A 25,108-nucleotide genomic window follows, 5' to 3' on the forward strand; every position below is an offset into this window, starting at 1 on the left:
TTCCCACGAGAAGGCAGGGTCATGGAAAAGCGTCTGCACCGATCGCTCACGGACAGGAAGATCGCTGGCGTCTGTGGCGGCATTGCCGAATACCTCGGTTGGGATCCGACACTGGTGCGCATCTTGTGGGTGGTGCTCACCCTGCTGGGTGGCTCGGGTATCGTGGCCTACCTGGTGCTGTGGCTGCTGATGCCTGAGGGCACCTGATTTCAGCGATGGACGCCATGCGTCCCGTCGCTTTCCGTTTTCATCGAATAGCAAAAGTAGTTTATGGATTACGACCGTTACGACCGCATCCGTGCCGTGCAGTGGCAAGGCGATCATCTTCGCCTGCTTGACCAGCGTCTGCTTCCGCAGGAAGAGCGTTGGATCGATTGCACCAGCGCAGCCCAGGTGACCCAGGCCATCAAGGATCTGGCCGTTCGCGGCGCCCCCGCCATCGGTATCGCGGCCGCATGGGGCGTGGTGCTGGCGGCAAAGCAGGGCGAGCCGTTGGTGCCTGCGCTGGCCATGTTGCGTGCGGCCCGCCCCACGGCGGTGAACCTGATGTGGGCGCTGGATCGCATGAAGGCCCGCATCGACGCGGGTGCCGATGCGGCGGCGCTTGAGCGCGAAGCGCAGGCGATCCAGGACGAGGATCTGGCGGCCAATCGCCACATGGGCGAGCTGGGGGCGGGGCTCATCGCACCGCAGTCCGGCGTGCTGACCCATTGCAATACGGGTTCGCTGGCGACCTCCGGTTTTGGTACGGCGCTTGGCGTGATTCGCGCCGGCGTGGCCAGCGGCCGTATCGAGCAGGTGTATGCAGGCGAGACCCGTCCCTGGCAACAGGGCGCGCGCCTCACCATGTGGGAGCTGGTGCGCGATGGTATTCCCGCGAAACTGATCGCCGATTCGGCTGCCTCGCATCTGATGCGCTCCGGCGCCGTGCAATGGGTGATCGTGGGTGCCGACCGCATCGCCGCCAACGGCGATACAGCCAACAAGATCGGTACCTATCAGCTCGCCATTGCCGCGCGCCATCACGGCGTGAAGTTCATGGTGGTGGCGCCGTCATCGACGGTGGACATGGCCACCGCCTCAGGCGAAGACATCGAGATCGAGCTGCGCGAATCCGCCGAACTGCTGTCGGTGGCTGGCCGCCGCACGGTGGTTGAAGGCGCGGATGCGTGGAATCCGGTGTTCGACGTAACACCGGCTGACCTGATCGACGCCATCGTCACCGAACGCGGTGTCATCGAGCGTCCGACCACGCTCGCCATGCAGGCGATGTTTGGTCGATGAGCCTGCGCCGTCAGGTTCTGCTTTTCGGCGTCGGCGGTACCATCGGTCTGGTGGTAGATGCCGGCGTCGTGCAGGCGCTGGTCAGCTGGGGCCACTGGAACCCGTATCTGGCGCGCGTCGTGTCGTTTCTGGCGGCGGCCACGGCCACCTGGCTGTGGAATCGCCGCTACACCTTCGCGCATCGCCACAGCGGACGCTCACTCTGGACAGAGTGGATGCACTGGATTGCGCTGATGAGCGTGGGCGCGGTGGTCAACTATGGCGCTTATGCGGCCATTCTTTTCCTCTATCCGTGGCTGCATGAGTGGCCTGCGATAGCCGTGGCGGCCAGCTCTGCCGCTGCCTCGCTGGTCAATTTCGCGACAGCTCGCGGCGTGCTTTTCAATCGCGCCAAAACGACCACGTAAGTCATTGATTTAACACGTGAAAATAGTGTGAATCCGACGACAAACGTGTTACACTTCGTGGGTTGTCCTTAGGCCGCCAGCACACGCGCCGCCCAGCGCGTGCAGAGCGGCCCTTTTCATCATCAGGGAAGCCGATTGATGGCAGAACTCGCCAAAGAAATCATCCGCGTCAACATCGAAGACGAGATGCGCCAGAGCTACCTCGATTACGCCATGAGCGTGATTGTGGGACGCGCCCTTCCGGATGTCCGCGATGGCCTGAAGCCGGTGCACCGCCGCGTTCTGTTCGCCATGAACGAGCTGGGCAACGCATGGAACAAGCCTTATAAGAAATCGGCCCGCGTGGTCGGTGACGTCATCGGTAAATACCACCCGCACGGCGACTCGTCGGTTTACGACGCAATCGTGCGCATGGCGCAGCCGTTCTCGCTGCGCTACATGCTGGTCGATGGCCAGGGTAACTTCGGTTCGGTCGACGGCGATAACGCCGCGGCCATGCGATACACCGAGGTGCGCATGTCGCGCCTCACGCAGGAACTGCTCGCCGACATCGACAAAGACACCGTCGATTTCGGCCCGAACTACGACGAAAGCGAACACGAGCCGCTGGTGTTGCCCACCCGCGTACCGAACCTGCTGATCAACGGTTCGGCCGGCATCGCCGTGGGCATGGCCACCAATGTGCCGCCGCACAATCTCACCGAAGTGGTTTCCGCCACGATCGCCTTGATCGACGAACCGTCGTTGTCGATCGACGACCTGATGCACTACATCCCCGGGCCGGATTTCCCGACCGCGGGCATCATCAACGGTTCGTCGGGCATCATCGAGGCGTACCGCACCGGACGTGGCCGCATTCTGGTGCGCGCGCGCACCGAGATCGAAACCGAATCGAACGGCCGCGAGACGATCATCGTCCACGAGCTGCCGTACCAGGTGAACAAGGCTCGCCTCATCGAGAAGATCGCCGAGCTGGTGAAGGAAAAGAAGCTCGAGGGCATCAGCGAACTGCGCGACGAGTCCGACAAGGACGGCATGCGCATGGTCATCGAGATCCGTCGCGATGCGATGGCCGATGTGGTGCTCAACAACCTGTTCCAGCAGACGCAGCTGCAGGTGACGTTCGGCATCAACATGGTCGCCCTGTTGGACGGCCAGCCGCGCCTGCTGAATCTCAAGGACATTCTCGAGGCCTTCATCCGCCACCGCCGCGAAGTGGTGACGCGCCGTACCATTTTCGATCTGCGCAAGGCACGTGCCCGCGCACATATCCTGGAAGGTCTCACGGTCGCGCTCGCCAATATCGACGAGATGATCGAGCTGATCCGCACCTCGGCGTCGCCGCAGGAAGCGCGTGAGCGCATGCTCGCTCGCAAGTGGCAGCCGGGCATGGTGGCGACGCTGCTGCAGGCGGCGGGTGCCGAAGCATCGCGCCCGGAAGATATGGACCCGCGCGATGGCCTGAAGGCCGACGGTTATCAGTTGTCAGACGTGCAGGCGCAGGAAATCCTCGCGATGCGTCTGCATCGCCTCACCGGCCTGGAACAGGAAAAGCTGTCCGACGAGTACCGCCAGGTGCTCGAAACCATTCGCGGCCTGATTGAGATCCTCGAAGATCCTGCACGTCTGCTCGCGGTGATTCGTGATGAGCTCATCGCGGTCAAGGATGAGTTCGGCGACGCGCGTCGTACCGAGATCCAGCATTCGCAGGAAGATCTCAACGTTCTCGACCTGATCGCGCCGGAAGACGTGGTCGTCACGCTGTCGCACACCGGCTACGTGAAGCGCCAGCCGGCCAGCACGTATCGCGCGCAGCGTCGTGGCGGCAAGGGCCGTTCGGCTTCGGCGCTGAAGGACGAGGATTTCGTCGAACAGCTGTGGGTGGTGAACACCCATGACACGCTGCTCACCTTCACCAGCACCGGTCGCGTGTACTGGCTCAACGTGTACCAGATGCCGGAATCGGGTCCGAACGCACGCGGCAAGCCGATGGTGAATCTGCTGCCGCTGGGCGAAGGCGAGAAGGTGCAGGCCGTGCTGCCGGTGCGTGAGTACACCGAAGACCAGTTTGTGTTCTTCGCCACCAAGCAGGGTACGGTGAAGAAGACGCCGCTGACCGAGTTCGCCTTCCAACTGCAGAAGGGCAAGATCGCCATCAACCTCGACGAGGGTGATGCGCTGGTCAATGTCGCGCTGACCGGCGGCAACAGCGACGTGCTGCTGTTCGCTTCCAACGGTAAGACGGTGCGCTTCGATGAATCGGAAGTGCGTTCGATGGGCCGTACGGCTACCGGCGTGCGCGGCATGAAGTTGGCGGACGGCGCCGAAGTGGTCTCGCTGATCGTGGCGGCGGAGGGCGACATTCTCACCGCGACGGAACGTGGCTACGGCAAGCGCACCTTGCTCGACGAGTTCCCGAAGAAGGGCCGCGGTACGCAGGGCGTCATCGGTATCCAATGCTCCGAGCGCAATGGCGCGCTGGTGGCGGCGGCGCAGGTCTCTGAAGCACACGAGCTGATGCTGATCTCGGACCAGGGCACGCTGGTGCGTACCCGCGTGGCAGAAGTGTCGCAGTTGAGCCGCAACACGCAGGGCGTGACGCTGATTCGTCTGCCGGCCGATGAAAAGCTGGTGAGCGTGGTGCGTCTGGATGCCGAAGCGGAAACCAGCGAAGGCGAGGGCGAAGAAGGCCCGGTCGATGCTGCTCCGGCTCCAGAGACGCCCGCCGACGGCGAGTGATCTTCAACGCTTCGAACGAAAGAAACCCGGCCTTGGCCGGGTTTCTTTTTGGCTGATGTCAGCCGGGCGTAACTTCGATGGCATCCACGCGCATGTCGTAGAACGCCAGATAATCCTTGATGGCGGCAACGGCGTCGTACGGATGTTCATACGTCCATACGGCATTCACGGCACGCTCGCCGCCGATGGGGATGCTGAAGTACGCGCACTCGCCCTTGTAGGGGCAGTACGTCTGGTGATCGGTGCGCTCCAGCAACGCCATGTCGACGTCGCTGCGCGGAATGTAGTGCACCACCGGATAGGACGCCTCGCGCAGGCTCAGCGCCTGCCGGGTGTCAGCGACGACGCGTCCAGCAACGCGCACCACGATGTGCGCGTCGCTGGGCGTGATGACGATCGGGTGGTCGGGGCCGGGTATCAGATGTGCTCGGCTGGACATAGGGCTGCTCCGGATGGGCGGAAACGTAAGCCCCGACCCTATCAGCGGGCGCGGTAAGGAATGGTGCAGCCCGCGTTCGTGCTGATCTTCAGGTCATCTTTCAAAGATCGGGCGCGGCCCGCTCTCCACGCCTTCAGCCGATGGCTTCGAGCATCGCCTCGGCGGTCGATACGCGGAACTCGCCCGGCGCCTCCACCTGCAACAGCTTCACCACGCCATCTTCAGCGTACAGAGCGAAGCGGCGGGCACGCAGGCCCATGCCATAAGCGCTGCCGTCCAGATCCAGCCCTAGCGCGCGCGTGAAGGTGCCATTGCCGTCAGCCAGCATCAGCAACTCGGGTGGCACATGCTGCGCGGCGGCCCAGGCCTGCATCACATAGGCGTCGTTGACGGCCAGGCACATCACCTCGATACCGCGCGCGCGGAACGCCGCGAAATGCTCCACGTACCCCGGCAGGTGCCGGTTGGAGCAAGTGGGGGTAAAGGCGCCGGGAACCGCAAACATCACCACCTTTCGCCCGGCGAACAGGGAGCCGGTCTGGGCGGAGGTGGATTCGGTACCGATGGCGCGGATCTCGACATCTGGCAATGTCTGGCCGACCTGGATCGTCATGGGGAATGCCTGAAAAGGGTGAAGGAAAGACGACTGATGCTAGCGCCAGGAAGAGCGCTTGTCGCCTTGAATCACGCGGCTTTCGCACCCATTTGCAACACCATAGAGGGTGGCGCGAGTCGCCATGCATAACCGTATCGAACTGGGCGGGCCTTGCCTTGCCGGCGGGTTCGCGGGGACGATGTTCTCCCGCCATCCTGCGGGGGCGGGCGGTTCGCCGGGGAGTAGCTGTGGAATTCAAAGATTATTACGACATCCTTGGCGTCAAGCCGGAGGCCACCGAGGCTGAGATCAAGACGGCCTTTCGCAAGCTCGCCAAGAAATATCACCCGGACAAGAACAAGGAAGCCGGGGCGGAAGACAAATTCAAAGCGATCAACGAAGCCAACGAAGTGCTTCGCGACGCCGAAAAGCGCCGCGCCTATGACGAGCTGCGTGCCGGCGGCTATCGCGGCGGCGAACAGTTCCGGCCGCCGCCGGGCTGGGGCCAGAGCCACGGGTTCGATTTTGGTGGCGACGGTGGCGGCGATTTCAGCGATTTCTTCGAGAGTCTGTTCGGCCGTGGCGGCGCCGGCCCGCAGGCCCATCGTGGCGCGCCGCGCGCGCGTCGTGGTGGTGACGTGCACGCGCATGTACAGATCGACCTGCAAACGGCCTTCGATGGCGGCAAAACCCGCCTGGCATTGCAGGATGGCAGCGGCGGCGAGCGCGTGCTGGAGGTGAAGATTCCGGCAGGTATCCAGCCGGGGCAGGTGATTCGCCTCGCGGGCCAGGGGCATAGCGGCTCGGGCGGTGCCCCGAACGGCGACCTGTTGCTGGAAGTAGGCATTCGTGACGATGCGCGTTTCCGCCTGGATGGCCGCAACGTGCTGCATGTGCTGCCAATCGCCCCTTGGGAGGCGGCACTGGGCTCGACCGTGCCGGTGCCAACCCTGGCCGGGACCGTGGACCTGCGCATTCCTGCAGGCTCCCAGTCGGGGCGCAAGCTGCGTCTGAAGGGGCGTGGCCTGCCGGGCGCGCATCCCGGTGACCAGCTGGTTGAGCTTTCGATTCGCGCCCCGCTGGCCGATACGGACGAGCAGCGCCAGGCCTATGAGGCGTTGCGTCAACAATTCGACGGCTACGACCCGCGGCGCTGAGCGCGCCGCAGCCGGGCAAAAAAGAACGGCGCCGCAAGGCGCCGTTTCTCTTCGCGAAACCGCGGGCTGATTACGCCGGCAGCAGTTCCTTGAGCGTAATCACCAACTCTTCTTCCTTGATCGGCTTGGTGACATAAGCCTTGGCGCCCTGACGCAGGCCCCATACCTTGTCGGTCTCCTGGTCCTTGGTGGTGACCAGTACGACCGGGATGTGCGAGGTATCCGGATCCTTGCTGATGGTACGGGTGGCCTGGAAACCGTTGAGGTTCGGCATGACCACGTCCATCAGGATCAGGTCGGGGCGTTCACGCCTGGCCGCTTCGACACCGGCCGCGCCGTCTTCCGCGGTCAGCGCCTCGTGCCCGAGCTTTTCGACGATGCGCTTGATACCAAGCAACTGCGACGGCGAATCGTCGACGATCAGGATACGTGCCATAAGGTGAGATTCCCCTTGTTGTTTCGAGTCGATTCTATGACGCTGTCGCGACGCTTCCAAGCACGACAGTTCACGTTGCGTCGCTGATACGCACCAGGGTACGCCCGAACGACTCGCCGCCAAGCATGCGGCCGAACACCTCTGGCAACTGGTCCAGCGTCACCTCTCGCGTGGCGATGCGCTCAAGATGTTGCGGCTTCCAGTCCGTGGCAAGGTGTTGCCACACGCGGTCGCGGATGTCGCGCGCCGTCCCGGCAGAGGCAATGCCGAGCACGCTGACGCCACGGATGATGAAGGGCATGACCGTGCTTTCGAAACCGATGCCACCGGCATTGCCGCAGATCGCGACATTGCCGTAGGGGGCGATCACGGGCAGCAGGCCGGCCAGCATGGCGCCGCCGACATTGTCCAAAGCACCGCCGAAGCGGGCCGAATCCATCGGCTTGCCACTGAAACCCAATTGATGCCGGTCGATGCATTCGGCAGCGCCGATGTCGCGCAGGAAGTCGAAGTGCGCCGCCTTGCCGCTGATGGCGTGAACGGCATAACCGGCGCGCGTGAAGATATCGATGGCCAGCATGCCGACGCCGCCGGTAGCGCCGGTCACGGCGATCGGCCCCAGGGCCGGCGTCTGGCGATTGTCCTGCATGCGCAGCAGGGCGAGCGCGGCGGTGAACCCGGCCGTGCCGATGATCATGCTTTCGCGCAGGCTCAGCCCTTTCGGCAGCGGGATCGCCCAGGCCGAAGGCAGTCGAACGTATTCGCCATAGCCGCCGTCGCGGGTTTCGGAAAGACCGCTGCCGGTGCACAGCACGGCATCACCTTCCTTGAAGGCCGGGTCGGTCGAGGCGATCACCCGGCCCGCCGCGTCAATGCCGCCATTGAGCGGATATTGGCGGAGGATCTTGCCCTTACCGGTGCCGGCAAGCGCGTCCTTGTAGTTGATCGAGGAGTAGGCGACCTGCACCAGCACTTCGCCCGGGCTCAAGGCATCGGCGCTGAGCGTCTCGATGCCGCCGCGGTAGCCCGCGCCGTCGTTGTGGATGCGGAAAGCGCGAAAGGCATGGGGTGTGTTCATGGCAGATCCTGTCGTGGTGCGCGCGGAGCCAAGGTCAGGCCTTGACGCTGCTGCGATCGATCCATTTGGGCGTATAGACGCCTTCGTAGTGTTCCATCCAGTCGAACAGCTGCTGCATGTCCTGGCCGAACCAGATGCTTTCGCGTTGTTCCGGTTTCACAAAGCGCTCGGTCACCATGTGATCCATCATGGCGCGCAACTGTGTGTAGTAGCCGCGTACGTCGAGGAATGCGCAAGGGTAGCGGTGCAGGCCCAGTTGCGCCCAGGTCAGCATCTCGAACATTTCGTCCATGGTGCCGAAGCCGCCGGGCAGGGCCACGAAAGCATCGGACAGCTCGTACATGCGCGTCTTGCGCTGGTGCATGGTGTCCACCACGACCAGTTCGGAAAGGCCGACGTGTGCCACTTCCAGGTCGACCAGCTGACGCGGAATCACGCCGATCACGCGACCGCCGCCCGCCATCACCGCGTCAGCCACCGTACCCATCAGCCCCACCTTGCCGCCGCCGTAAACAAGCGCGATGCCGCGGCGGGCCATTTCCGTGCCGAAGGCGCGGGCTTGCTCGACGTATTCGGGATGGTTGCCGCTGCTGGAGCCGCAGTAGACGCAAAGGGCGGTAGGAGTCATGAGCGAGGAGATAAGGGAGAGGAGTGAGAAGTGAGAGTGAGCAGAGTAAGGCGAGTAGTCCCTCGCTCTTCTCGTCTCATCTCTTGTTTCTGAAATGAAAACGGCCCGCCCATGGTGTCATGAGCGGGCCGTCGAGGGGAGCGGTCAAGGCAGAGGGGTGTGACATGTGAGCCGGAGCGCAAAGGCAGCCAACTCTCACTTCTCACTCCTCTTCACTCACTCCTGCTTTCAATTGCCCTTGTGGATGGCGCGCTTGTCGACCGACAGGGCGGCCTCGTGCACGGCTTCCGACAGCGTCGGGTGCGCGTGGACGATGCGGGCCAGGTCTTCGGAGGAGCCCTTGAACTCCATCGCGACCACGCACTCGGCGATCAGCTCGGACACGCCCGGGCCCACCATGTGCACGCCAAGGATGCGGTCGGTTTCCGCATGAGCCAGCATCTTCACCTGGCCAATGGCCTCGTTCATGGCCACGGCGCGTCCGATAGCGGCGAACGGGAAGGTGCCGACCTTGTACGGGATACCCGCTTCCTTCAGCTCCTTCTCGGTCTTGCCGGCCCAGGCGATCTCCGGCTCGGTGTAGATCACCCACGGCACGGTGTCGAGGTTGATGTGACCGGCCTTGCCGGCGATCCACTCAGCCACGGCCACGCCTTCCTCGGAACCCTTGTGCGCCAGCATCGGGCCGCGCACGGCGTCGCCGATAGCCCACACGCCGTTCACGCCGGTGTGGTTGTGCTCATCGACCACGATGCGGCCACGCTCGTCCAGCTTGACTCCGGTGTCGGCGGCCAGCAGGCCGTCGGTGTAAGCGCGGCGGCCCACGGCGACCAGCAGCTTGTCGACGGTGAGCTCGTGTGCGCCGTCCTTGTCTTCATAGGTCAGGGCGACTTCGTTGCCCTTGATCTCGGCCTTGGTGAGCTTGGCGCCGAGCTTGATGTTGAGGCCCAGCTTGGCGAATTCCTTCGCGGCGATCTTGGCGATGTCCGCATCGGCGACGCTGAGGAAGTCCGGCAGCGCTTCCAGCACGGTCACGTCCGAACCCAGGCGCTTCCACACGCTGCCCAGTTCCAGGCCGATCACGCCGGCGCCGATCACGCCCAGGCGCTTCGGCACTTCGGTGAAGTCCAGCGCGCCGGCGTTGTCGACGATGAACTTGTTGTCGAACTTGGCGAACGGCAGCTCGATCGGCACCGAGCCGGAAGCCAGGATCACGTTGGTGGCGCTGATGGTCTGCTTGGAGCCGTCGTTGCCGGTGATTTCGACTTCATTGTTCTTGAGCAGCTTGCCCATGCCGAAGAACGGCGTGACCTTGTTGGCCTTGAACAGCTGGCCGATGCCGCCGGTGAACTGCTTGACGATCTTGTCCTTGCGGCCGATGAAGGTGCCCAGGTCAACCTTGGCGCCTTCCACCGTGATGCCGTGGACCGGCAGGTTGTGGGCAATGTTGTAGTACTGCTTGGACGAATCCAGCAGCGCCTTGGACGGGATGCAACCCACGTTGAGGCAGGTGCCGCCAAGGGCCTGCTTGCCGTCCTTGCCGACAAAGGCGTCGACGCAGGCGGTCTTCAGGCCCAGCTGCGCGGCGCGGATCGCGGCCACATAGCCGGCAGGGCCTGCGCCGATGACGATGACGTCGAATTTTTCGCTCATGGTTTTTCCTAGCTGCGTGCCGCGTCAGGGGAGCGCAGCACATGTGAAGCGGGAGATGTGTGCGGCGAGCGTGGATTCAATGCCACCACTCGCCGCCAGAGCTTCGTTATCTAGTTGCATGTGAGCGCGGCGCTCACATGCACGCTCAGATTCCGAGCAGCATGCGCTGCGGATTTTCCAGCTGATTCTTGATGTCGACCAGGAACAGCACCGCGTCCTTGCCATCGATGATGCGATGGTCGTAGGACAGCGCCAGGTACATCATCGGCGCGGCGATCACCTGACCGTTCTCGACGATGGCGCGCTCCTTGATGGCGTGCATGCCCAGGATGGCGCTCTGCGGCGGGTTCACGATCGGGGTCGACAGCAGCGAACCGAAGGTGCCGCCGTTGGTGATGGTGAAGGTACCGCCCTGCAAGTCGTCCAGACCCAGCTTGCCGTCACGCGCCTTCTTGGCGTAGTCGACAATGCCGCGCTCAACGTCAGCGAAGCTCATGTCTTGCACGTCGCGCAGCACCGGCGTGACCAGGCCCTTGTCGGTGGACACGGCGATGGAGATGTCCTGGTAACCGTGATAGACGATGTCGTTGCCGTCGACCGAGGCGTTGACCAGCGGATGACGCTTCAGCGCTTCGGCGGCTGCCTTCACGAAGAAGCTCATGAAGCCGAGCTTCACGCCGTTCGCCTTTTCGAACGACTCGCCCAGCGTTTTGCGCATCTTCACCACCTCAGCCAGGTTCACTTCGTTGAACGAGGTGAGCATGGCGATGGAGTTCTTCGACTGCATCAGGCGCTCGGCGATGCGGGCGCGCATGCGGGTCATCGGCACGCGCTCTTCCGGACGCGAACCCGGGGTCGGCTTGACGGCCGGTGCGGCAGCCGTCGGGGCGCCACCCTTGCCGTAGTTGACCAGGTCTTCCTTGGTCACGCGGCCGTCGCGGCCGGTGCCGGCGACCTTGGAGGCGTCGATGTTCTGCTCGGTGGCCACGCGCAGGCCGGCCGGCGACAGATCGGCGTTGCCAGCCTTGGCGGCAGCCGGAGCGGCCGGGGCAGCAGCGGCCGGAGCCGGGGCGGCAGCAGCGGGGGCGGCGGCCGGCGCAGCGGCCACGGCGCCTTCCTCGATCACCGCGATGACCTGCTGGCTGGTCACGGTGTCGCCGGACTGGAATTTGATTTCCTTCAGCACGCCGTCGACCGGCGACGGCACTTCGAGCACGACCTTGTCGGTTTCGAGGTCGACCAGGTTTTCGTCGCGCTTGACCGCTTCACCGGCCTGCTTGTGCCAAGTGGCGATGGTGGCGTCGGAGACGGACTCGGGCAGGACGGGAACTTTGACTTCGATAGACATGGAGATTCCTTGGATGAGTGCGTTCATCCCTGAACGCTAACGTCAAAAAGCGGCCATCCGTGGCCGCACTTTTCAGGATTTTTTTATTCTGCCGCGTGGTCGCTGCCGATCGGCGCGACCAGTGCCTGCTCGACGAGTGCCGCCTGTTCTGCGACGTGGGTATTCAGATGGCCCGCTGCCGGTGCCGGCGAGCGCGAGCGGCCGGCGTACGACAGGCTCTGCTTGCTGCCGATGCAAGCCTGCAGGTGGTGGCGGATCTGGAACCACGCGCCCTGGTTCATCGGCTCTTCCTGGCACCAGATCACTTCCTTGGCGGAAGGATACTTTTCCAGTTCGGCCGTGACCTGCGGACGCGGGAACGGGTAGAGCTGTTCCACGCGCACGATGGCGACATCGTTGAGGCCACGCTTCTCGGCGTCTTCCAGCAGGTCGTAATAGACCTTGCCCGAGCACAGCACGACGCGCTTGACCTTCTTGGCAGCCACCTCGCGGTGTTCCGGAATCACCAGCTGGAAGCTGCCGTTGGCCAGCTCGTCCAGCGTCGACACAGCCAGCTTGTGGCGCAGCAGCGACTTCGGCGTCATCACGATCAGCGGCTTGCGGGTCGGGCGGACCATCTGGCGGCGGATCATGTGGAACGCCTGAGCCGGCGTGGTGGGCACGCACACCTGCATGTTGTCCAGCGCGCACAGCTGCAGGAAACGCTCCAGACGAGCGGAGGAGTGCTCCGGACCCTGGCCTTCGTAGCCGTGGGGCAGGAACAGCGCCAGGCCGCACAGGCGGTTCCACTTCGCTTCGCCCGAGCTGATGAACTGGTCGATCACCACCTGCGCGCCATTGGCGAAGTCGCCGAACTGGCCTTCCCAGATGTGCATGGTGTACGGGTCGGTGGTGGCGCTGCCGTACTCGAACGCCATGACCGCTTCTTCGCTGAGCAGCGAGTCGATCACTTCCACGTCGGCGCCGGCACGCACGTCGGCCAGCGGCATGTAGGTGTAGCCGGTCTTCTGGTCATGCAGCACGGCATGACGGTGGAAGAACGTGCCGCGACCCACGTCCTGGCCCACGAGGCGCAGGTTGTAGTTCTCGTCGATGAGCGTGGCGTAGGCCAGGTTCTCGGCAAAGCCCCAGTCGCCGGCCTGTTCGCCCGCGGCCATCTTGGCGCGGTCTTCGTAGATCTTGGCCACGCGCGACTGCAGCGTCATGTCCTTGGGCGTCACCAGAATCTGGTTGGCCAGTTCGACCAGGCGCTGCTTGGAGACGGTGGTGGGGGTCTCGGTGGACAGCTTGCCGCCGATGAACTTGTCCCAGTCAACCTCGATGTCCTTGATGAGCGACGTGGTCAGCTCAGTCATCGGCTCGCCGGCCTCGAGGCGGGCGCGGTAGTCCTCGAACATCTTCTGGCCATCGCCGTCGGCGATCACGCCCTGCTTGACCAGCTCCTGCGCGTACAGGTCGCGGGTGGTCGGGCGCTTGCGGATGATCTGGTACATCACCGGCTGGGTGGCGGACGGCTCGTCGGCCTCGTTATGGCCGTGGCGGCGGTAGCACACCAGGTCAATCACGACGTCCTTGCGGAACTGCTTGCGGAAGTCGTAGGCAAGGCGGGTGGCCTGGATCACTGCTTCCGGGTCATCGCCGTTCACATGGAACACCGGCGCATTGACCATCTTGGCCAGGTCGGTGCAGTACAGCGTGGAGCGGGTGTCTTGCGGGTTCGAGGTGGTGAAGCCCACCTGGTTGTTCACCACAATGTGCAGGCTGCCGCCGATCTTGAAACCGCGGGCCTGGGACATGTTGAACAGTTCCATGTTCACGCCCTGGCCGGCCAGCGCCGAGTCGCCGTGCACGATGACGGCCATCGACTGCTTGCGCTCGGTGTCGCGGCGGCGGATCTGGCGCGAATGCACCGAACCGGCCACCACCGGGTTGACGATTTCCAGGTGCGACGGGTTGAACGCCAGCGCCACGTGGGTGCCACCGTTCGGCGTCTTGACGTCGGCGGAGAAGCCCATGTGGTACTTCACGTCGCCCGAGTGGGCCGGGTCATCCGGATGATCCCACTTGCCTTCGAACTCGTTGAACAGCGTGCGCGGCGGCTTGCCCAGGATGTTGACCAGCATGTTGAGGCGGCCACGGTGGGCCATGCCGATCACCACTTCCTTGATGCCGTTGTCGCCCGCAGCGCGGACCATATCGTCCACCATCGGGATCAGGCTGTCGCCGCCTTCCAGCGAGAAGCGCTTCTGGCCGACGTACTTGGTGTGCAGGTAGCGCTCAAGGCCTTCGGCGGCGGTGAGCTCGGCGAGCACGCGCTTCTTGCCCGCGGCGTCGAGGCCGGCGCTGCCATTGGCCTGTTCGAGGCGGGTGTAGATCCAGTTGCGCTGCTCATGGTTGCTGATGTGCATGAACTCGACGCCGAGGGTGTTGGTGTACACCTTCTTCAGTCGAGCCAGCAGGTCGCGCAGCTTCATGCGCTGGCCGCCACCGGCGAAGTTGCCGCAGTCGAACTCGGTATCCAGGTCGGCGTCGGACAGACCGTGGAACGAGGGTTCCAGATCCGGAGCCGGCAGCTTCTCGGCCAGGCCGAGCGGGTCGAGGTTCGAGGCCAGGTGGCCGCGCGAACGGTACGCGGTGAGGATGCGCAACACGCCGGCCTGCTTGCGGGCGTGGGCGTCATCCACCGGGCCTGCAACGGCAACACCGTTGCGGCGCTGCTTTTGCGCGGCCTCTATACGCGCAATGGCCGCAGAGTGGGGCACGTCCCCCGACTCGCGGCCTTTGAAAGTCTCGAAATATTTGCTCCAGGTGGCATCGACCGACGAAGGGTCTGCCAACCACGATTCATAGAGCTGTTCAACGTAATCGGCGTTGCCGCCGGCGAGTTGGGAGGATTCGAAAAACTCGCGGATCAGATTAGTGCTCACGTCACCACCGGTGAGGAAGGGAGGCTTGCAGCGGCTCCGGCCGGGGATGGCCAGTTGGCTGAGAAAAATCCCGTTAATTATAGCCTTGGGGTGCTGCGACGCGGCAACCCAAAAACCTCTCCGGAGATGGGGTCGCGAGAGGAAATATCGACCCCGAGGGTACCGACCATCGTCGTAAATTGCCGTTTTCCTGCGGCAACGTCGTGTTTTGTAAGGAGACGGCGGCGATGACGGTACGCGGCCAGCCGTTCAGCCACGGGCTAGGGATCCGTCGTTGAATGGATCGGCGCTTCCCTAGATATCGAGCGGTTGCCAGGCGCTGGCGCGCGCCGAACGTTCCCAGACGTCGTTGAAGTGTTGCCACAGCGGGGCTTGCGCGGCGCGGTCGTGACGCGAAGCACGGCCTTCGGTGCGCCTCGCATCCGGCTGAAACAGGTAGCCGCCCTGATCGGTGAGCAAATAAGACGAGGCGTAGGCCAGATCCATTTCTTCGATGGGCGTACGCACCAGCACGCTGCTGGGCAGGCGCTGGGCCAGGGCGATCAGGCGATGCCCTACGCGAAGGGCGCCCTCTGGATCATGCAGCAGCAGACGAATCTCTGCGCCACGCCCGGCGATGGCTATGCGGCGCAGTTCGGTCAGCTCCGCCAGGCTGGCATAGATGTCGCCGGACAGGGCTGGCTGGTAGATAGCAATGCGGCGGCTCGCTTCAGCCAGCAACTGCAGCCGGGTGTCCGCCAGCTCGGTGCGGCCGGAGGCAGGGAGGATCGTTGAGTCGTGGGCGGACGACGCCGGGCCGCCGTCGGGCATGGCCCGATCGGCGTTCTCGGCAGGGTCGTCCGGCAAGGTCACTGGCGCTTGCTCTTGCGTGCGACCAGGTGGCCGTCATTGACCAGCGCGACCAGCAAGGAGGCTTCGTCTACGGGAACCCGCTTGCCCGGTTCCAGCGTGCGCTCGCTGCAGACGCGCTCGGCCAGTTCGACCGAGGTCGGGTAGGCATGGCCGTTGACGAACAACGTGGCGCCGCCCTTGCGCCTGGCCCAGGCCATGCGTGCCCAGGGGTGACGCAGCAGCTGCGCACCGCCGTCCAACTGCTTGATCAGGGCGGCCTCGGTCGTGGCTTTCTCAGGCGGCACCGGCAACTGGGCATTTCGATAGCGGGTAATGAAGCGGCCGAACCAGTCGAGCAGGGTGGCCTCGTCCATGCCGGCGGCGAAAGGCAACGCTTGCTTCAGGCGGGCCAGGGCAGCGCGGTCGATCTCGCCGGCGGCCTTGGCCGGGGCGAGATCGGGGTCGCTGTAGCGAAGCTCATCAGGCAGCCGTTCGGCCAGATAGTCGGCCAGGTCACCGGTGAGCTCGGCCTGCGAAGGGGAGCGCAGACCCACCGAGATGGTCATGCACGGGCCACCAAAAGCGATGCCGTCATGCGGCACGCCAGGCGGCAGATAAAGCATGTCGCCTGGTTCCAGCAGCCACTCGTTGGTGGGCTCGAACACCTGCAGCTGCTTCAGCTCCACATCCGGGCGGAAGTCCTTGGGCGCATCCGGGTCGGTGCTGATCGCCCAGTGGCGTTGGCCGATGCCCTGCAGCAGGAACACATCGTACTGGTCCACGTGCGGGCCCACGCCGCCGCCGGGCTCGGCGTACGAAATCATGATGTCGTCCAGTCGCCAGCTCGGCAGGAAGTTGAAGTGCTCGAGCAGGGCGGCGACATCGGCGTCCCACTTGTCCACGTCTTGCACCAGCAGGGTCCAGTTGCTGTCGGGGGTGCTGGCAAAGTCCTTCTCGGTGAGCGGGCCGGTCTTGACCTTCCAGCGGTCGCGGCTCTCGTTATGGATGATCAGGCGAGACAACGCCGACTCCTCCAGCGCCAGGCCGGCCAGATCGTTCGGCTCGATCGGGGGAACGAAGTCCGGGAAGGCCTGCCGGATCAGCAGCGGATGCTTCTGCCAGTAATCACGGAGGAATTGCGCGGGGCTCATGCCAAGGGGCTGCTTGGCGCTGCCGCGGACTTCGATGGGGAGGGTGCGTGAGGTAGTCATTCGCCCATTCTAAGCGAATGCCGCGACGGCTCCGTTTGATCGCGGTCAGTGCGTGAAAAACGCGTGCGCCACGTTATTGAGGCCGATGGCCAGCACGGCCAGCGCAGCCAGAATGGTTGCGGCCCTCGGGGGCATCTTGCGGGCGAGCAGCGCGCTGAGCGGGGCAGCCACCACGCCGCCTGCGATCAGGCCAAGCACCGAAGCGCCGTGCGGCAACCCGACCTGGATGAAGAAACTGATGCTGGCGACGGCACTCACGACGCATTTGGCCAGATGCACGGTGCCAATGACCATGCGTGGACGCACCCCACGGGCCACCAGCGTGGTAACGGTGAGCGCGCTCCAGCCGCCACCAGCCACCGCATCGGCAAAGCCGGCAGCCAGACCCAATCGGCGGGTCATGCGCGGCGTTTCATCGTGCAGCCGCTGGCGCCGGGCCGGGCGCAGCAGCAGAAACAGCCCCATGCCGATGAGATAGGGGGTCAGCACCATCTTCATCCAGTTGGGCGATACGTGGCTGACCACGTAGGCGCCAAGCGTGGCGCCGATGGCGCCTGGAATCACCAGCGACCAGAACAGCTTGCGCAACACATTGCCTGCAGCGAGGTGGCTGATGCCCGAGGCACCGCAGGTAAACGTCTCGGCGTAATGCACGCTGGCGCTGGCCAGCGCGGGAGGCACGCCCAATCCCAGCAGCAACGCTGCCGAGGTGACGCCATAGGCCATGCCCAGCGCGCCGTCGACGAGCTGCGCAAGGATGCCGATGGCGGCGGACGTAAGAAAATCCGTGGGCATGGGGCCGTGAACGAGAATGGACGGCGCCAGTGTACGGGAGGCCCACTCCTTAAAGGAAATAAGCGTGCGGACATATGGATATGCCAACACGTCCTTTCACATGACGCGAAGTGAAGACTACTTTCGGCGTTCAGACGGATGGACGTCCAAAGGAAATCGATGTGAACGCGGTCGTCGCAGCGGAAAACAGGTTGGCGGTGTTGGACGGCGACAGGCTGTCGGCCTTAGAGCGTTTGGCCGATGGTCTTGGGCCCGCCGAGCTGTACTGGGTGGCCGCCTGGAGCGCCGCACGCGCCGAACAGGTGCAGCGTGGTGAGCTGCCGTTGCAGCCCGCCAAGGCAACCGGCGAACGGCTGACGATTCTGTACGGCAGCCAGACCGGCCAGGCCAAGCGTATCGCCACGCAGCTGAGCGCGCGTGCCGAGGCCGCCGGGCTGGCCGTGAAGCTGGTGCGCGCCGACAGCTATCCGCAGCGCGATCTGGCCAAGGAAACCCATCTCGTCGTCGTGATCAGCACGCAGGGTGACGCCGAGCCGCCGGATGACGCACGTGGTCTGGTGGAATTTGTACTGGGCAAGCGTGCGCCCAAGCTGGCGGGCTTGCGCTATGCCGTGCTTGGTCTTGGCGATTCCAGCTATCCGCAGTTCTGCGCTATCGGCCGTCAGCTCGACGCGAGACTGGCCGAGCTTGGCGCGTCGCGTCTCGCTCCGCTGGGCGAAGCCGATGTAGACGTCGATGCGGTTGCGGCGCCGTGGGCGGAGCAGGCGCTGGAACAGGCCCGGCAGGCGCTGGGCACTACGGCGCCGGTGCGCGTCGCTACCTTGCAGCCGGTGCCGTCACGGGCCCTCCATACGCGGGAACGTCCTTTTGCTGCCGCCGTGCTGGACAACCAAACCATCGTGGCACGCGATGCCGGCAGGGACATACGTCATGTCGAACTCTCGCTGGAAGGCTCCGGGCTGAGATACGAACCTGGCGACGCGTTAGGCATATGGCCTGAGAATCCGCCCGCGCTGGTTGATCAATGGCTGTCGCTGCTGAAGCTGGAAGGCGAGCAAGCCGTGCGTCACGAAGGCAAAGCATTGCCGCTGCGTCAGTGGTTGACTCATGAGCGCGAGCTGACGCGTTTGAGCCGGCCACTGATCGCCGCGGTGGCGGATGCCAGCGGCGACGAGTCCTTGGCCGGTCTGTTGCGGCCGGATCAATCGCCGCGCCTGGCGGCCTTGCTTTCCGAAGATCAGCCGATCGACCTGTGGCGCCGCTATCCGGCCGAGTGGTCAGCGGAGGAACTGGTCGCTGCGCTGCGGCCACAGACGCCGCGCCTTTACTCGATTGCGTCCAGTCAAAGGGCGGTTGGCGACGAAGTGCATCTCACCGTGGCCGTGGTCGACTACCAGGCCCATGGCGAACGCCATTGGGGCGCTGCGTCCTCATTTGTAGCGGCAGCAGGCGATGAGCGCCGCTTGCCCATCTTCATCGAAGCGAACGAACGCTTCCGCCTGCCGAAGGACAGCAGCCGGGACATCATCATGATCGGTCCCGGTACTGGCGTAGCACCGTTCCGGGCGTTCGTGCAGGAGCGTCGCGAAACCGGTTCCAGAGGTCGCAACTGGTTGTTCTTCGGCAACCGTCATTTCACCAACGACTTCCTCTATCAGGTCGAATGGCAGGCGGCGCTGCGCGATGGCTCGCTGCATCGCCTCGATCTGGCGTTTTCGCGCGACGGCGCGTCCAAGGTCTACGTGCAGCAGCGGCTGCGCGAGCAGGGGCGCGAGCTATACGACTGGCTCCAGAACGGTGCGCATCTGTACGTCTGCGGTGACGCGAGCCAGATGGCCAAGGACGTGCATGCGGCGCTGATCGATGTCGCCGTCACGCATGGCGGCCAAACCGCCGAACAGGCCAGGGAATGGTTGTCCGGTCTCCTGCAACAGGGGCGCTACGCCCGCGACGTGTACTGATATGACGACACCGCTTTCCGATCTCGAACGCATCAAGGTCAACAGCCGTTATCTGCGCGGGACCATCGCGGAAGGTTTGCGCGATCCGGTGACCAACGCGATCAGCGACGACGACAACAAGCTGCTGAAATTCCATGGAAGCTACCTGCAGGACGATCGCGACCTTCGCGAAGAGCGCCGCAAGCAAAAGCTCGAACCGGACTACGCTTTCATGCTGCGTGCGCGCCTGCCTTCCGGTGTGGTCACGCCGGCGCAATGGCTGGTGTTCGACCGGCTGGCGCGCGAGCACGCCAATGGCACGCTGCGGATTACCACGCGCCAGACTTTTCAGTGGCACGGCATCATCAAGCATCACCTGAAGCCGACCATCGCCGCGATCCACGACGCACTGGCCAGCACCATCGCCGCGTGCGGCGATGTCGTCCGCAATGTGGTGAGCACGCCCAATCCGGTGGAATCGACGGCGCATGCGCTGGCTTACGAGTGGGCCTCAAAGCTGTCGCTCGAACTGTCGCCCCGCACGCATGCCTATCACGAGATCTGGCTCGATGGTGAGCCGCTGGTGGGCGAGCCGAAGGACGAGGAGCCGCTGTACGGCACCACGTATCTGCCGCGAAAATTCAAGATCGGGCTGGCGATTCCGCCGCTCAACGACATCGACGTCTTTGCGCAAGATCTCGGCCTGATTGCGATCATCGAGCAAGGCCGGCTGCAGGGCTTCAATGTTGCTATCGGTGGCGGCATGGGCGCCACGCATGGTGATCCCAGCACCTATCCGCGCCTGGCCAGCGTGATCGGTTTTGTCGATCCGGAGCGTCTGCTGGCAGTGGCCGAAGCGGTGGTGGCCGTGCAGCGCGACTGGGGCAACCGTAGCGAGCGCAAACACGCGCGACTGAAGTACACCATCGATCATCGCGGGCTCGACGCCTTCAAGGCTGAGCTGGCATCGCGGCTGGGTTATGAGCTGGAACCCGCGCGTGACTACCAGTTCGACCACAACGGCGATCGCTATGGCTGGATCGAAGGCAGTGACGGCCGCTGGCATCTCACGTTGCAGATTGAGTCGGGTCGCCTCGCTGATACCGACGATCATCGTTGGCTGACCGGATTGCGTGAGCTGGCGACGGTGCATGAGGGCGATTTTCGCCTGACCTGCAATCAGAACGTGATTGTGGCCAATGTGGCGGCCGATCAGCGCGAGCGTATCGATGCCATCGTGGCGGCGCACGGCCTGGACGCCTATCGCACGCAGAGCGGGATCCGGCGTCATGCGGTGGCCTGCGTCGCCTTGCCTACCTGCGGTCTGGCGATGGCGGAAAGTGAGCGTTATCTGCCGCTGCTGCTGCCCAAGCTGGAGGCACTGCTCGGCGAGCATGGGCTAACGGACGCACCGATCCTGCTGCGTCTGTCCGGCTGCCCCAACGGTTGCTCGCGACCGTACCTGGGTGAAATCGCGCTGGTTGGCCGCGCCCCGGGGCGGTACGACTTGCGCCTTGCGGCGGATTTCAGCGGTCACCGCCTCAATCAGGTGTACCGGGAGAACGTGGATGAAGCCGCGATTCTCGATGCGCTCGCGCCATTGTTTGCCGACTACGCCGCGAGTCGTGCGCAGGATGAGCATTTTGGTGATTTCTTGGTGCGAACCGGTGTGATCAGCGTTAACCCGCGACGGATTCCCGCGGAGGTCGTGGCATGAAGCAGGCGTTGCTCGAAGAGGCACAGCACGATGCCGGCGCGCTGGATGTGCTGAATGCATGGCTCGGCACGCTGGATGCGGAGCAGCGCGTGATCTGGGCACTGGCCTACGCGCCCGGCGCGCACGTGCTTTCTTCAAGCTTCGGTGCGCAGGCAGCGGTATCGCTTCACTTGTTGACTCGGCAGCGGCCGGATCTCCCGATTGTGCTGATCGATACCGGCTATCTGTTCCCGGAGACCTATCACTTCATCGACACATTGCGTGAGCGTCTGGCACTCAACCTGAAGGTGTACAGCGCCCCGCAAAGCCCTGCCTGGCTGGAAGCGCGCGAAGGGCGCCTGTGGGAGCAAGGCCTGTCAGGCATCGATCGCTACAACCAGTTGCGCAAGGTGGAACCGATGCAGCGTGCGCTGCGTGAGCTGGGTGCCGGCTCGTGGTTCGCCGGTCTGCGCCGCAGCCAGGCGCGCACTCGCGCAACGATCCCGTTTGCCGAACGGCGCGACGGCCGCTGGAAGTTTCATCCCATCGCCGACTGGACCGACCGCGACGTGGGCATGTACCTGCGCAAGCACGGCCTGCCTTATCACCCGTTGTGGGACCAGGGCTACATCTCCATCGGCGACGTGCACACCACGCATCGCTGGGAACCCGGCAGCGATGTCGATGCCACGCGCTTCTTTGGCCTTAAGCGCGAATGCGGCCTGCATGGCCTGGCCTGACCTTCTACGAACCGATTCATTCCAGCGCTTGGCGCTGGCCGCTGACCCCGATAAGAAAAGACCATCATCATGAGCCAGAGCGCCCTTGCCGAAGTTGACGCCAGCCTTCCCGAAGTCCCCGAAGCGCCGTCCCTGATAGCCCCCCATGGCGGCGTGTTGAAAGAGCTGTATCTGCCGCTTGAAGAGGCCGAGCGATGGAAGCAGCGCAGTGCCGGCTTGCCTGGCATCGATCTGGATACGCGTCAGCTATGCGATCTTGAGTTATTGCTCAACGGCGCATTCTCTCCGCTGGAGGGATTCCTTGCCCAGCGCGATTACGACCGCGTGGTCAGCGAAGCGCGACTGTCGGATGGCACGCTGTGGCCGATGCCGATCACCCTGGATGTCAGCGAAGCGTTCGCCGAGCGTCTGGCGCCAGGCAGTGAAGTCGCCCTGCGCGATTCGCAAGGCGTGCCGCTGGCGGTGTTGCTGGTCGAGGACATCTATCGCCCGGATCGCGAGCACGAAGCGCAGCAGGTATTTGGCACCACCGATCGCACGCATCCCGGGGTGGCCGAGCTGCTGGACCGCTATCGCCCGGTCAATCTGGGTGGCCGGGTCGTGGGTGTCCAGTCGCCGTCGCATTATGACTTCACCGGACTGCGCGATACGCCGCGCAGCCTGCGCGAATGGTTCGCGGCGCACGGTTGGCATCGCATCGTCGCCTTTCAGACGCGCAATCCCATGCATCGCGCCCATCGCGAACTGACGCTGCGCGCCGCGCAGCAAGTGGGTGCGAAATTGCTGGTGCAACCCTCGGTGGGGCGCACCAAGCCGGGCGATATCGACCATTACACGCGCGTGCGCTGCTACCAGGCCTTGCTGCCGCAGTATCCGGCCAACAGCGCCAAGCTCTCGCTGTTGCCGCTGGCCATGCGCATGGGCGGGCCGCGCGAGGCGCTGTGGCACGCCATCATCCGCAAGAACTATGGCGCCAGTCATTTCATTGTGGGGCGCGATCACGCCGGTCCGGGAAAAGATTCCAATGGTAACCCGTTCTATGGTCCTTTCGACGCGCAGCATCTGCTGGAGCGTCACCAGCACGAACTGGGTATTCGCATCGTTCCATTCCCGGCGATGGTGTACGTGGCCAACCGCGATACCTATCTGCCTTCGACTGAAGTGCAACCCAACGACGAGGTGCGCGATATCTCGGGCACCCAGCTGCGGCGCCACCTGCAGGAGGGTAGTGAGATCCCGTCGTGGTTCTCGTTCCCGGAGGTGGTGGACATTCTCCGCGAGCGGCACCCGGCGCAGGCAACGCGTGGCTTCGCGCTGTTCTTCACGGGGTTGTCCGGCGCAGGTAAATCCACCATCGCGCAGGCCGTCGTTGCACAGTTGCTGGAGCGCACCAGCCGTGCAGTGACCGTGCTGGACGGTGACGAGGTGCGCAAGCATTTGTCACGCGGTCTGGGTTTTTCACGCGATGACCGCAATGCCAACGTGACGCGCATTGGTTACGTGGCCAGCGAAATCGTTCGCCACGGCGGCATTGCGGTGTGCGCACCTATCGCGCCGTATGCCGATGCGCGCGCCGAGGCTCGCTCGCTGGTTGAGGCGCACGGCGACTTCATCGAAATTCATGTGGCCACGGCGTTGGAGGTCTGCGAGGCGCGTGATCGCAAGGGGTTGTATGCGCAGGCTCGTGCGGGTGCGATTACGCATTTCACGGGGATCAGTGATCCGTATGAGGAGCCGCTGCAGCCGGAGTTGCGTGTCGATGGCAATGCGGCAGATCCGGCGACGTTGGCGGCGCATATTGTGTCGCTGCTGGAGCAGCGAGGATTGCTGCGCGGCTGAAGTTCGCTACTGGTCGTCACCCCGGCGCAGGCCGGGGTCCAGTGACTTTGTCTTCGGTTAAAGCGACAAGCGATGCACTCCACTTCTCCCTCTCCCCTCCGGGGAGAGGGCTGGGGTGAGGGGCGGGTGCTCGCGGTAACGCATCTACTTGCTAAGCCTGTACTGGCTGAAAACGCAGTGCCTCACTGCGCCTCAACCAGCGGCTCCGCCACCTTGTGCGGCACCTCGCGCTCCCGCCAGTGCGGTACGCCCGGCCACTGCGACGCGCCAACGCCACCATTAGCCAACGCACGACTTACCGCCCGGCGCTCCAGATGCGGCGCGAATACGCTGATGAAATCCAGCGCGTACTCGCGCAGCACGCTTTCCCGGCGCAACACGATCCAGGTGGTGCAGGGGGTAAACAGGTGATCCGCGCTCAGTTCGCGCAGATCCGTGTCGTGTTCGGGCTGGTACGCCATCTCGGCGAGCACGCCGACGCCCATGCCTTCGCGCACATAGGTCTTTATCAGGTCCGCGTCGCTGGCCGTCATGATGATCTGCGGGTCGAGGCTGGCGGCATGGAACGCGCGGGCCAGCGAGGATTCCGGCTTCAACGAGGAGTCGTAGCTGATCAGCGGGTGGGCCGCCAGTTGTTCCAGCGTCGGCGGCTTGTTCTGACGGGTGAGCGGATGGCCGTTGGGCACCACCACGATGCGGTTCCAGCGATAGGCAGGCAAGGCGATACCGCTGGGCGGCGGCGCGCCATTGGCGGTGCTGACAATGGCGAGATCCACCAGGCCGCCATCCAGCAGCGAGATGACATCCGAGTCGCTGACCGGCTGCAGATGCACGCTGACTTGCGGATAGCTCCGGCTCAGTGCCGCGACGGCGCTGGGCAGCGCGAAACGGGCCTGGGTATGGGTGGTGGCGATACGCAGCGTGCCGCGCGACTCATTGCGCAGGTTGGCCGCTATCGAGCGGATGTTGGCTGCCTCGGCCAGGATGATCCGCGCGCGTTCCAGCACATGCGTGCCCGCATGCGTGATGGCATGCAGGCTGCGGCCTTTCCGGTGGAACAGCTGGAAGCCGAGCTCGTCTTCAAGCTGCCGCAGCAGCTTGCTCAGGCCGGGCTGGGTGGCGTGCACCCGTTCGGCCGCGAGGGTGATATTGAGTCCGGCGTCCGCGATGGCGACCAGGTAACGCAGTTGAGTAAGGGTCATGGCTCAGGTTCCGCAAGCGATCGAGAGAGAGGTGGCTCGTAGTTGCGAAGCTGATACATCGCACAACCCTGCACGCCGGTTTCCTGCGGGTGCAGGAGATCGGGGCGTCGCAGGGAAAAGGGCGATGGTGGTCCATGAAGTGCATTTCTTGAATGGCGTGAAT

21 protein-coding genes are annotated in these 25,108 nt (G+C 64.2%); 9 read left to right on the forward strand and 12 right to left on the reverse strand.

Features of this window, described 5'->3' with window-relative positions; translation table 11 throughout:
* Window positions 1-21 precede the first annotated feature (21 nt).
* The 4 genes from OQE56_RS11025 to gyrA all read left to right on the forward strand — a co-directional run bounded on the left by OQE56_RS11025 (window position 22) and on the right by gyrA (window position 4,430).
* Window positions 22-207, forward strand: a complete 186-nt coding sequence (locus OQE56_RS11025; RefSeq protein WP_267224299.1) for a PspC domain-containing protein — start codon at window positions 22-24, stop codon at window positions 205-207.
* A gap of 63 nt (window positions 208-270) precedes the next feature.
* Window positions 271-1,284, forward strand: coding sequence for an S-methyl-5-thioribose-1-phosphate isomerase (mtnA, locus tag OQE56_RS11030; protein WP_267224300.1), 1,014 nt, complete (start codon window positions 271-273; stop codon window positions 1,282-1,284).
* On the forward strand, window positions 1,281-1,691 hold the full coding sequence (locus OQE56_RS11035; protein WP_267224301.1) for a GtrA family protein: 411 nt from the start codon (window positions 1,281-1,283) through the stop codon (window positions 1,689-1,691). The genes mtnA and OQE56_RS11035 overlap by 4 nt, the downstream gene beginning before the upstream one ends.
* 138 nt (window positions 1,692-1,829) lie before the next feature.
* On the forward strand, window positions 1,830-4,430 hold the full coding sequence (gene gyrA / locus OQE56_RS11040) for a DNA gyrase subunit A (protein ID WP_267224302.1): 2,601 nt from the start codon (window positions 1,830-1,832) through the stop codon (window positions 4,428-4,430).
* A gap of 58 nt (window positions 4,431-4,488) precedes the next feature.
* On the opposite strand, the gene OQE56_RS11045 is transcribed toward gyrA, so the two are convergent.
* On the reverse strand, window positions 4,489-4,869 hold the full coding sequence (locus OQE56_RS11045) for a DUF427 domain-containing protein (protein WP_267224303.1): 381 nt from the start codon (window positions 4,867-4,869) through the stop codon (window positions 4,489-4,491).
* A gap of 133 nt (window positions 4,870-5,002) precedes the next feature.
* On the reverse strand, window positions 5,003-5,482 hold the full coding sequence (locus tag OQE56_RS11050) for a peroxiredoxin (protein ID WP_267224304.1): 480 nt from the start codon (window positions 5,480-5,482) through the stop codon (window positions 5,003-5,005).
* 230 nt (window positions 5,483-5,712) lie between these two features.
* Here OQE56_RS11050 and OQE56_RS11055 point away from each other — a divergent pair, with 230 nt between their 5' ends.
* Window positions 5,713-6,621 (forward strand): DnaJ C-terminal domain-containing protein, encoded by a 909-nt coding sequence (locus OQE56_RS11055; RefSeq protein WP_267224306.1) that lies wholly within the window; start codon window positions 5,713-5,715, stop codon window positions 6,619-6,621.
* 70 nt (window positions 6,622-6,691) lie between these two features.
* Here OQE56_RS11055 and pilH read toward each other — a convergent pair whose 3' ends face one another.
* The 9 genes from pilH to OQE56_RS11100 form a co-directional block, all read right to left on the reverse strand.
* On the reverse strand, window positions 6,692-7,057 hold the full coding sequence (gene pilH / locus OQE56_RS11060; RefSeq protein WP_267224307.1) for a twitching motility response regulator PilH: 366 nt from the start codon (window positions 7,055-7,057) through the stop codon (window positions 6,692-6,694).
* Window positions 7,058-7,127: 70 nt separating this feature from the next.
* Window positions 7,128-8,135 carry a YhdH/YhfP family quinone oxidoreductase gene (locus tag OQE56_RS11065; protein WP_267224308.1) on the reverse strand — a complete coding sequence of 336 codons (1,008 nt, stop codon included), beginning with the start codon at window positions 8,133-8,135 and terminating at the stop codon, window positions 7,128-7,130.
* A gap of 34 nt (window positions 8,136-8,169) precedes the next feature.
* Window positions 8,170-8,763 carry an LOG family protein gene (locus OQE56_RS11070; RefSeq protein WP_267224309.1) on the reverse strand — a complete coding sequence of 198 codons (594 nt, stop codon included), beginning with the start codon at window positions 8,761-8,763 and terminating at the stop codon, window positions 8,170-8,172.
* A 228-nt stretch (window positions 8,764-8,991) separates the two neighbouring features.
* Window positions 8,992-10,416 (reverse strand): dihydrolipoyl dehydrogenase, encoded by a 1,425-nt coding sequence (gene lpdA / locus OQE56_RS11075; RefSeq protein WP_267224310.1) that lies wholly within the window; start codon window positions 10,414-10,416, stop codon window positions 8,992-8,994.
* A gap of 145 nt (window positions 10,417-10,561) precedes the next feature.
* Entirely contained in the window at window positions 10,562-11,764 is a 1,203-nt protein-coding gene (odhB, locus tag OQE56_RS11080) for a 2-oxoglutarate dehydrogenase complex dihydrolipoyllysine-residue succinyltransferase (protein ID WP_267224311.1), read from the reverse strand.
* Window positions 11,765-11,847: 83 nt separating this feature from the next.
* The gene (locus tag OQE56_RS11085; protein ID WP_267224312.1) at window positions 11,848-14,691 is read right to left on the reverse strand and encodes a 2-oxoglutarate dehydrogenase E1 component; all 2,844 of its coding nucleotides are present in this window, start codon (window positions 14,689-14,691) and stop codon (window positions 11,848-11,850) included.
* Window positions 14,692-14,985: 294 nt separating this feature from the next.
* On the reverse strand, window positions 14,986-15,543 hold the full coding sequence (locus tag OQE56_RS11090) for a DUF7931 domain-containing protein (protein ID WP_267224313.1): 558 nt from the start codon (window positions 15,541-15,543) through the stop codon (window positions 14,986-14,988).
* Entirely contained in the window at window positions 15,540-16,733 is a 1,194-nt protein-coding gene (locus OQE56_RS11095; protein ID WP_267224315.1) for a cupin domain-containing protein, read from the reverse strand. Before OQE56_RS11095 ends, OQE56_RS11090 begins: the two co-directional genes overlap by 4 nt.
* A 45-nt stretch (window positions 16,734-16,778) precedes the next feature.
* Window positions 16,779-17,528: a sulfite exporter TauE/SafE family protein gene (locus tag OQE56_RS11100; RefSeq protein ID WP_267224317.1), complete on the reverse strand. Its 750-nt coding sequence runs from the start codon at window positions 17,526-17,528 to the stop codon at window positions 16,779-16,781.
* 161 nt (window positions 17,529-17,689) lie between these two features.
* Between OQE56_RS11100 and OQE56_RS11105 the strand changes: the two genes are divergently transcribed.
* The 4 genes from OQE56_RS11105 (at window position 17,690) to OQE56_RS11120 (ending at window position 23,743) form a co-directional block, all read left to right on the forward strand.
* A complete protein-coding gene (locus OQE56_RS11105) occupies window positions 17,690-19,489 on the forward strand; it encodes an assimilatory sulfite reductase (NADPH) flavoprotein subunit (RefSeq protein WP_267224318.1) in 1,800 nt (599 codons plus the stop codon).
* Between the two features lies 1 nt (window position 19,490).
* Entirely contained in the window at window positions 19,491-21,185 is a 1,695-nt protein-coding gene (gene cysI / locus OQE56_RS11110) for an assimilatory sulfite reductase (NADPH) hemoprotein subunit (RefSeq protein WP_267224319.1), read from the forward strand.
* Window positions 21,182-21,904, forward strand: coding sequence for a phosphoadenylyl-sulfate reductase (locus OQE56_RS11115; RefSeq protein WP_267224320.1), 723 nt, complete (start codon window positions 21,182-21,184; stop codon window positions 21,902-21,904). The genes cysI and OQE56_RS11115 overlap by 4 nt, the downstream gene beginning before the upstream one ends.
* A 69-nt stretch (window positions 21,905-21,973) precedes the next feature.
* On the forward strand, window positions 21,974-23,743 hold the full coding sequence (locus OQE56_RS11120; protein WP_267224321.1) for a bifunctional sulfate adenylyltransferase/adenylylsulfate kinase: 1,770 nt from the start codon (window positions 21,974-21,976) through the stop codon (window positions 23,741-23,743).
* A 182-nt stretch (window positions 23,744-23,925) separates the two neighbouring features.
* Here the strand turns inward: OQE56_RS11120 and OQE56_RS11125 are convergent, their stop codons facing one another.
* On the reverse strand, window positions 23,926-24,945 hold the full coding sequence (locus OQE56_RS11125; RefSeq protein ID WP_267224322.1) for a LysR substrate-binding domain-containing protein: 1,020 nt from the start codon (window positions 24,943-24,945) through the stop codon (window positions 23,926-23,928).
* Window positions 24,946-25,108 lie beyond the last annotated feature (163 nt).

The sequence above is a fragment of the Dyella silvae genome (assembly GCF_026421305.1).
Taxonomy (GTDB): Bacteria; Pseudomonadota; Gammaproteobacteria; order Xanthomonadales; family Rhodanobacteraceae; genus Dyella; species Dyella silvae.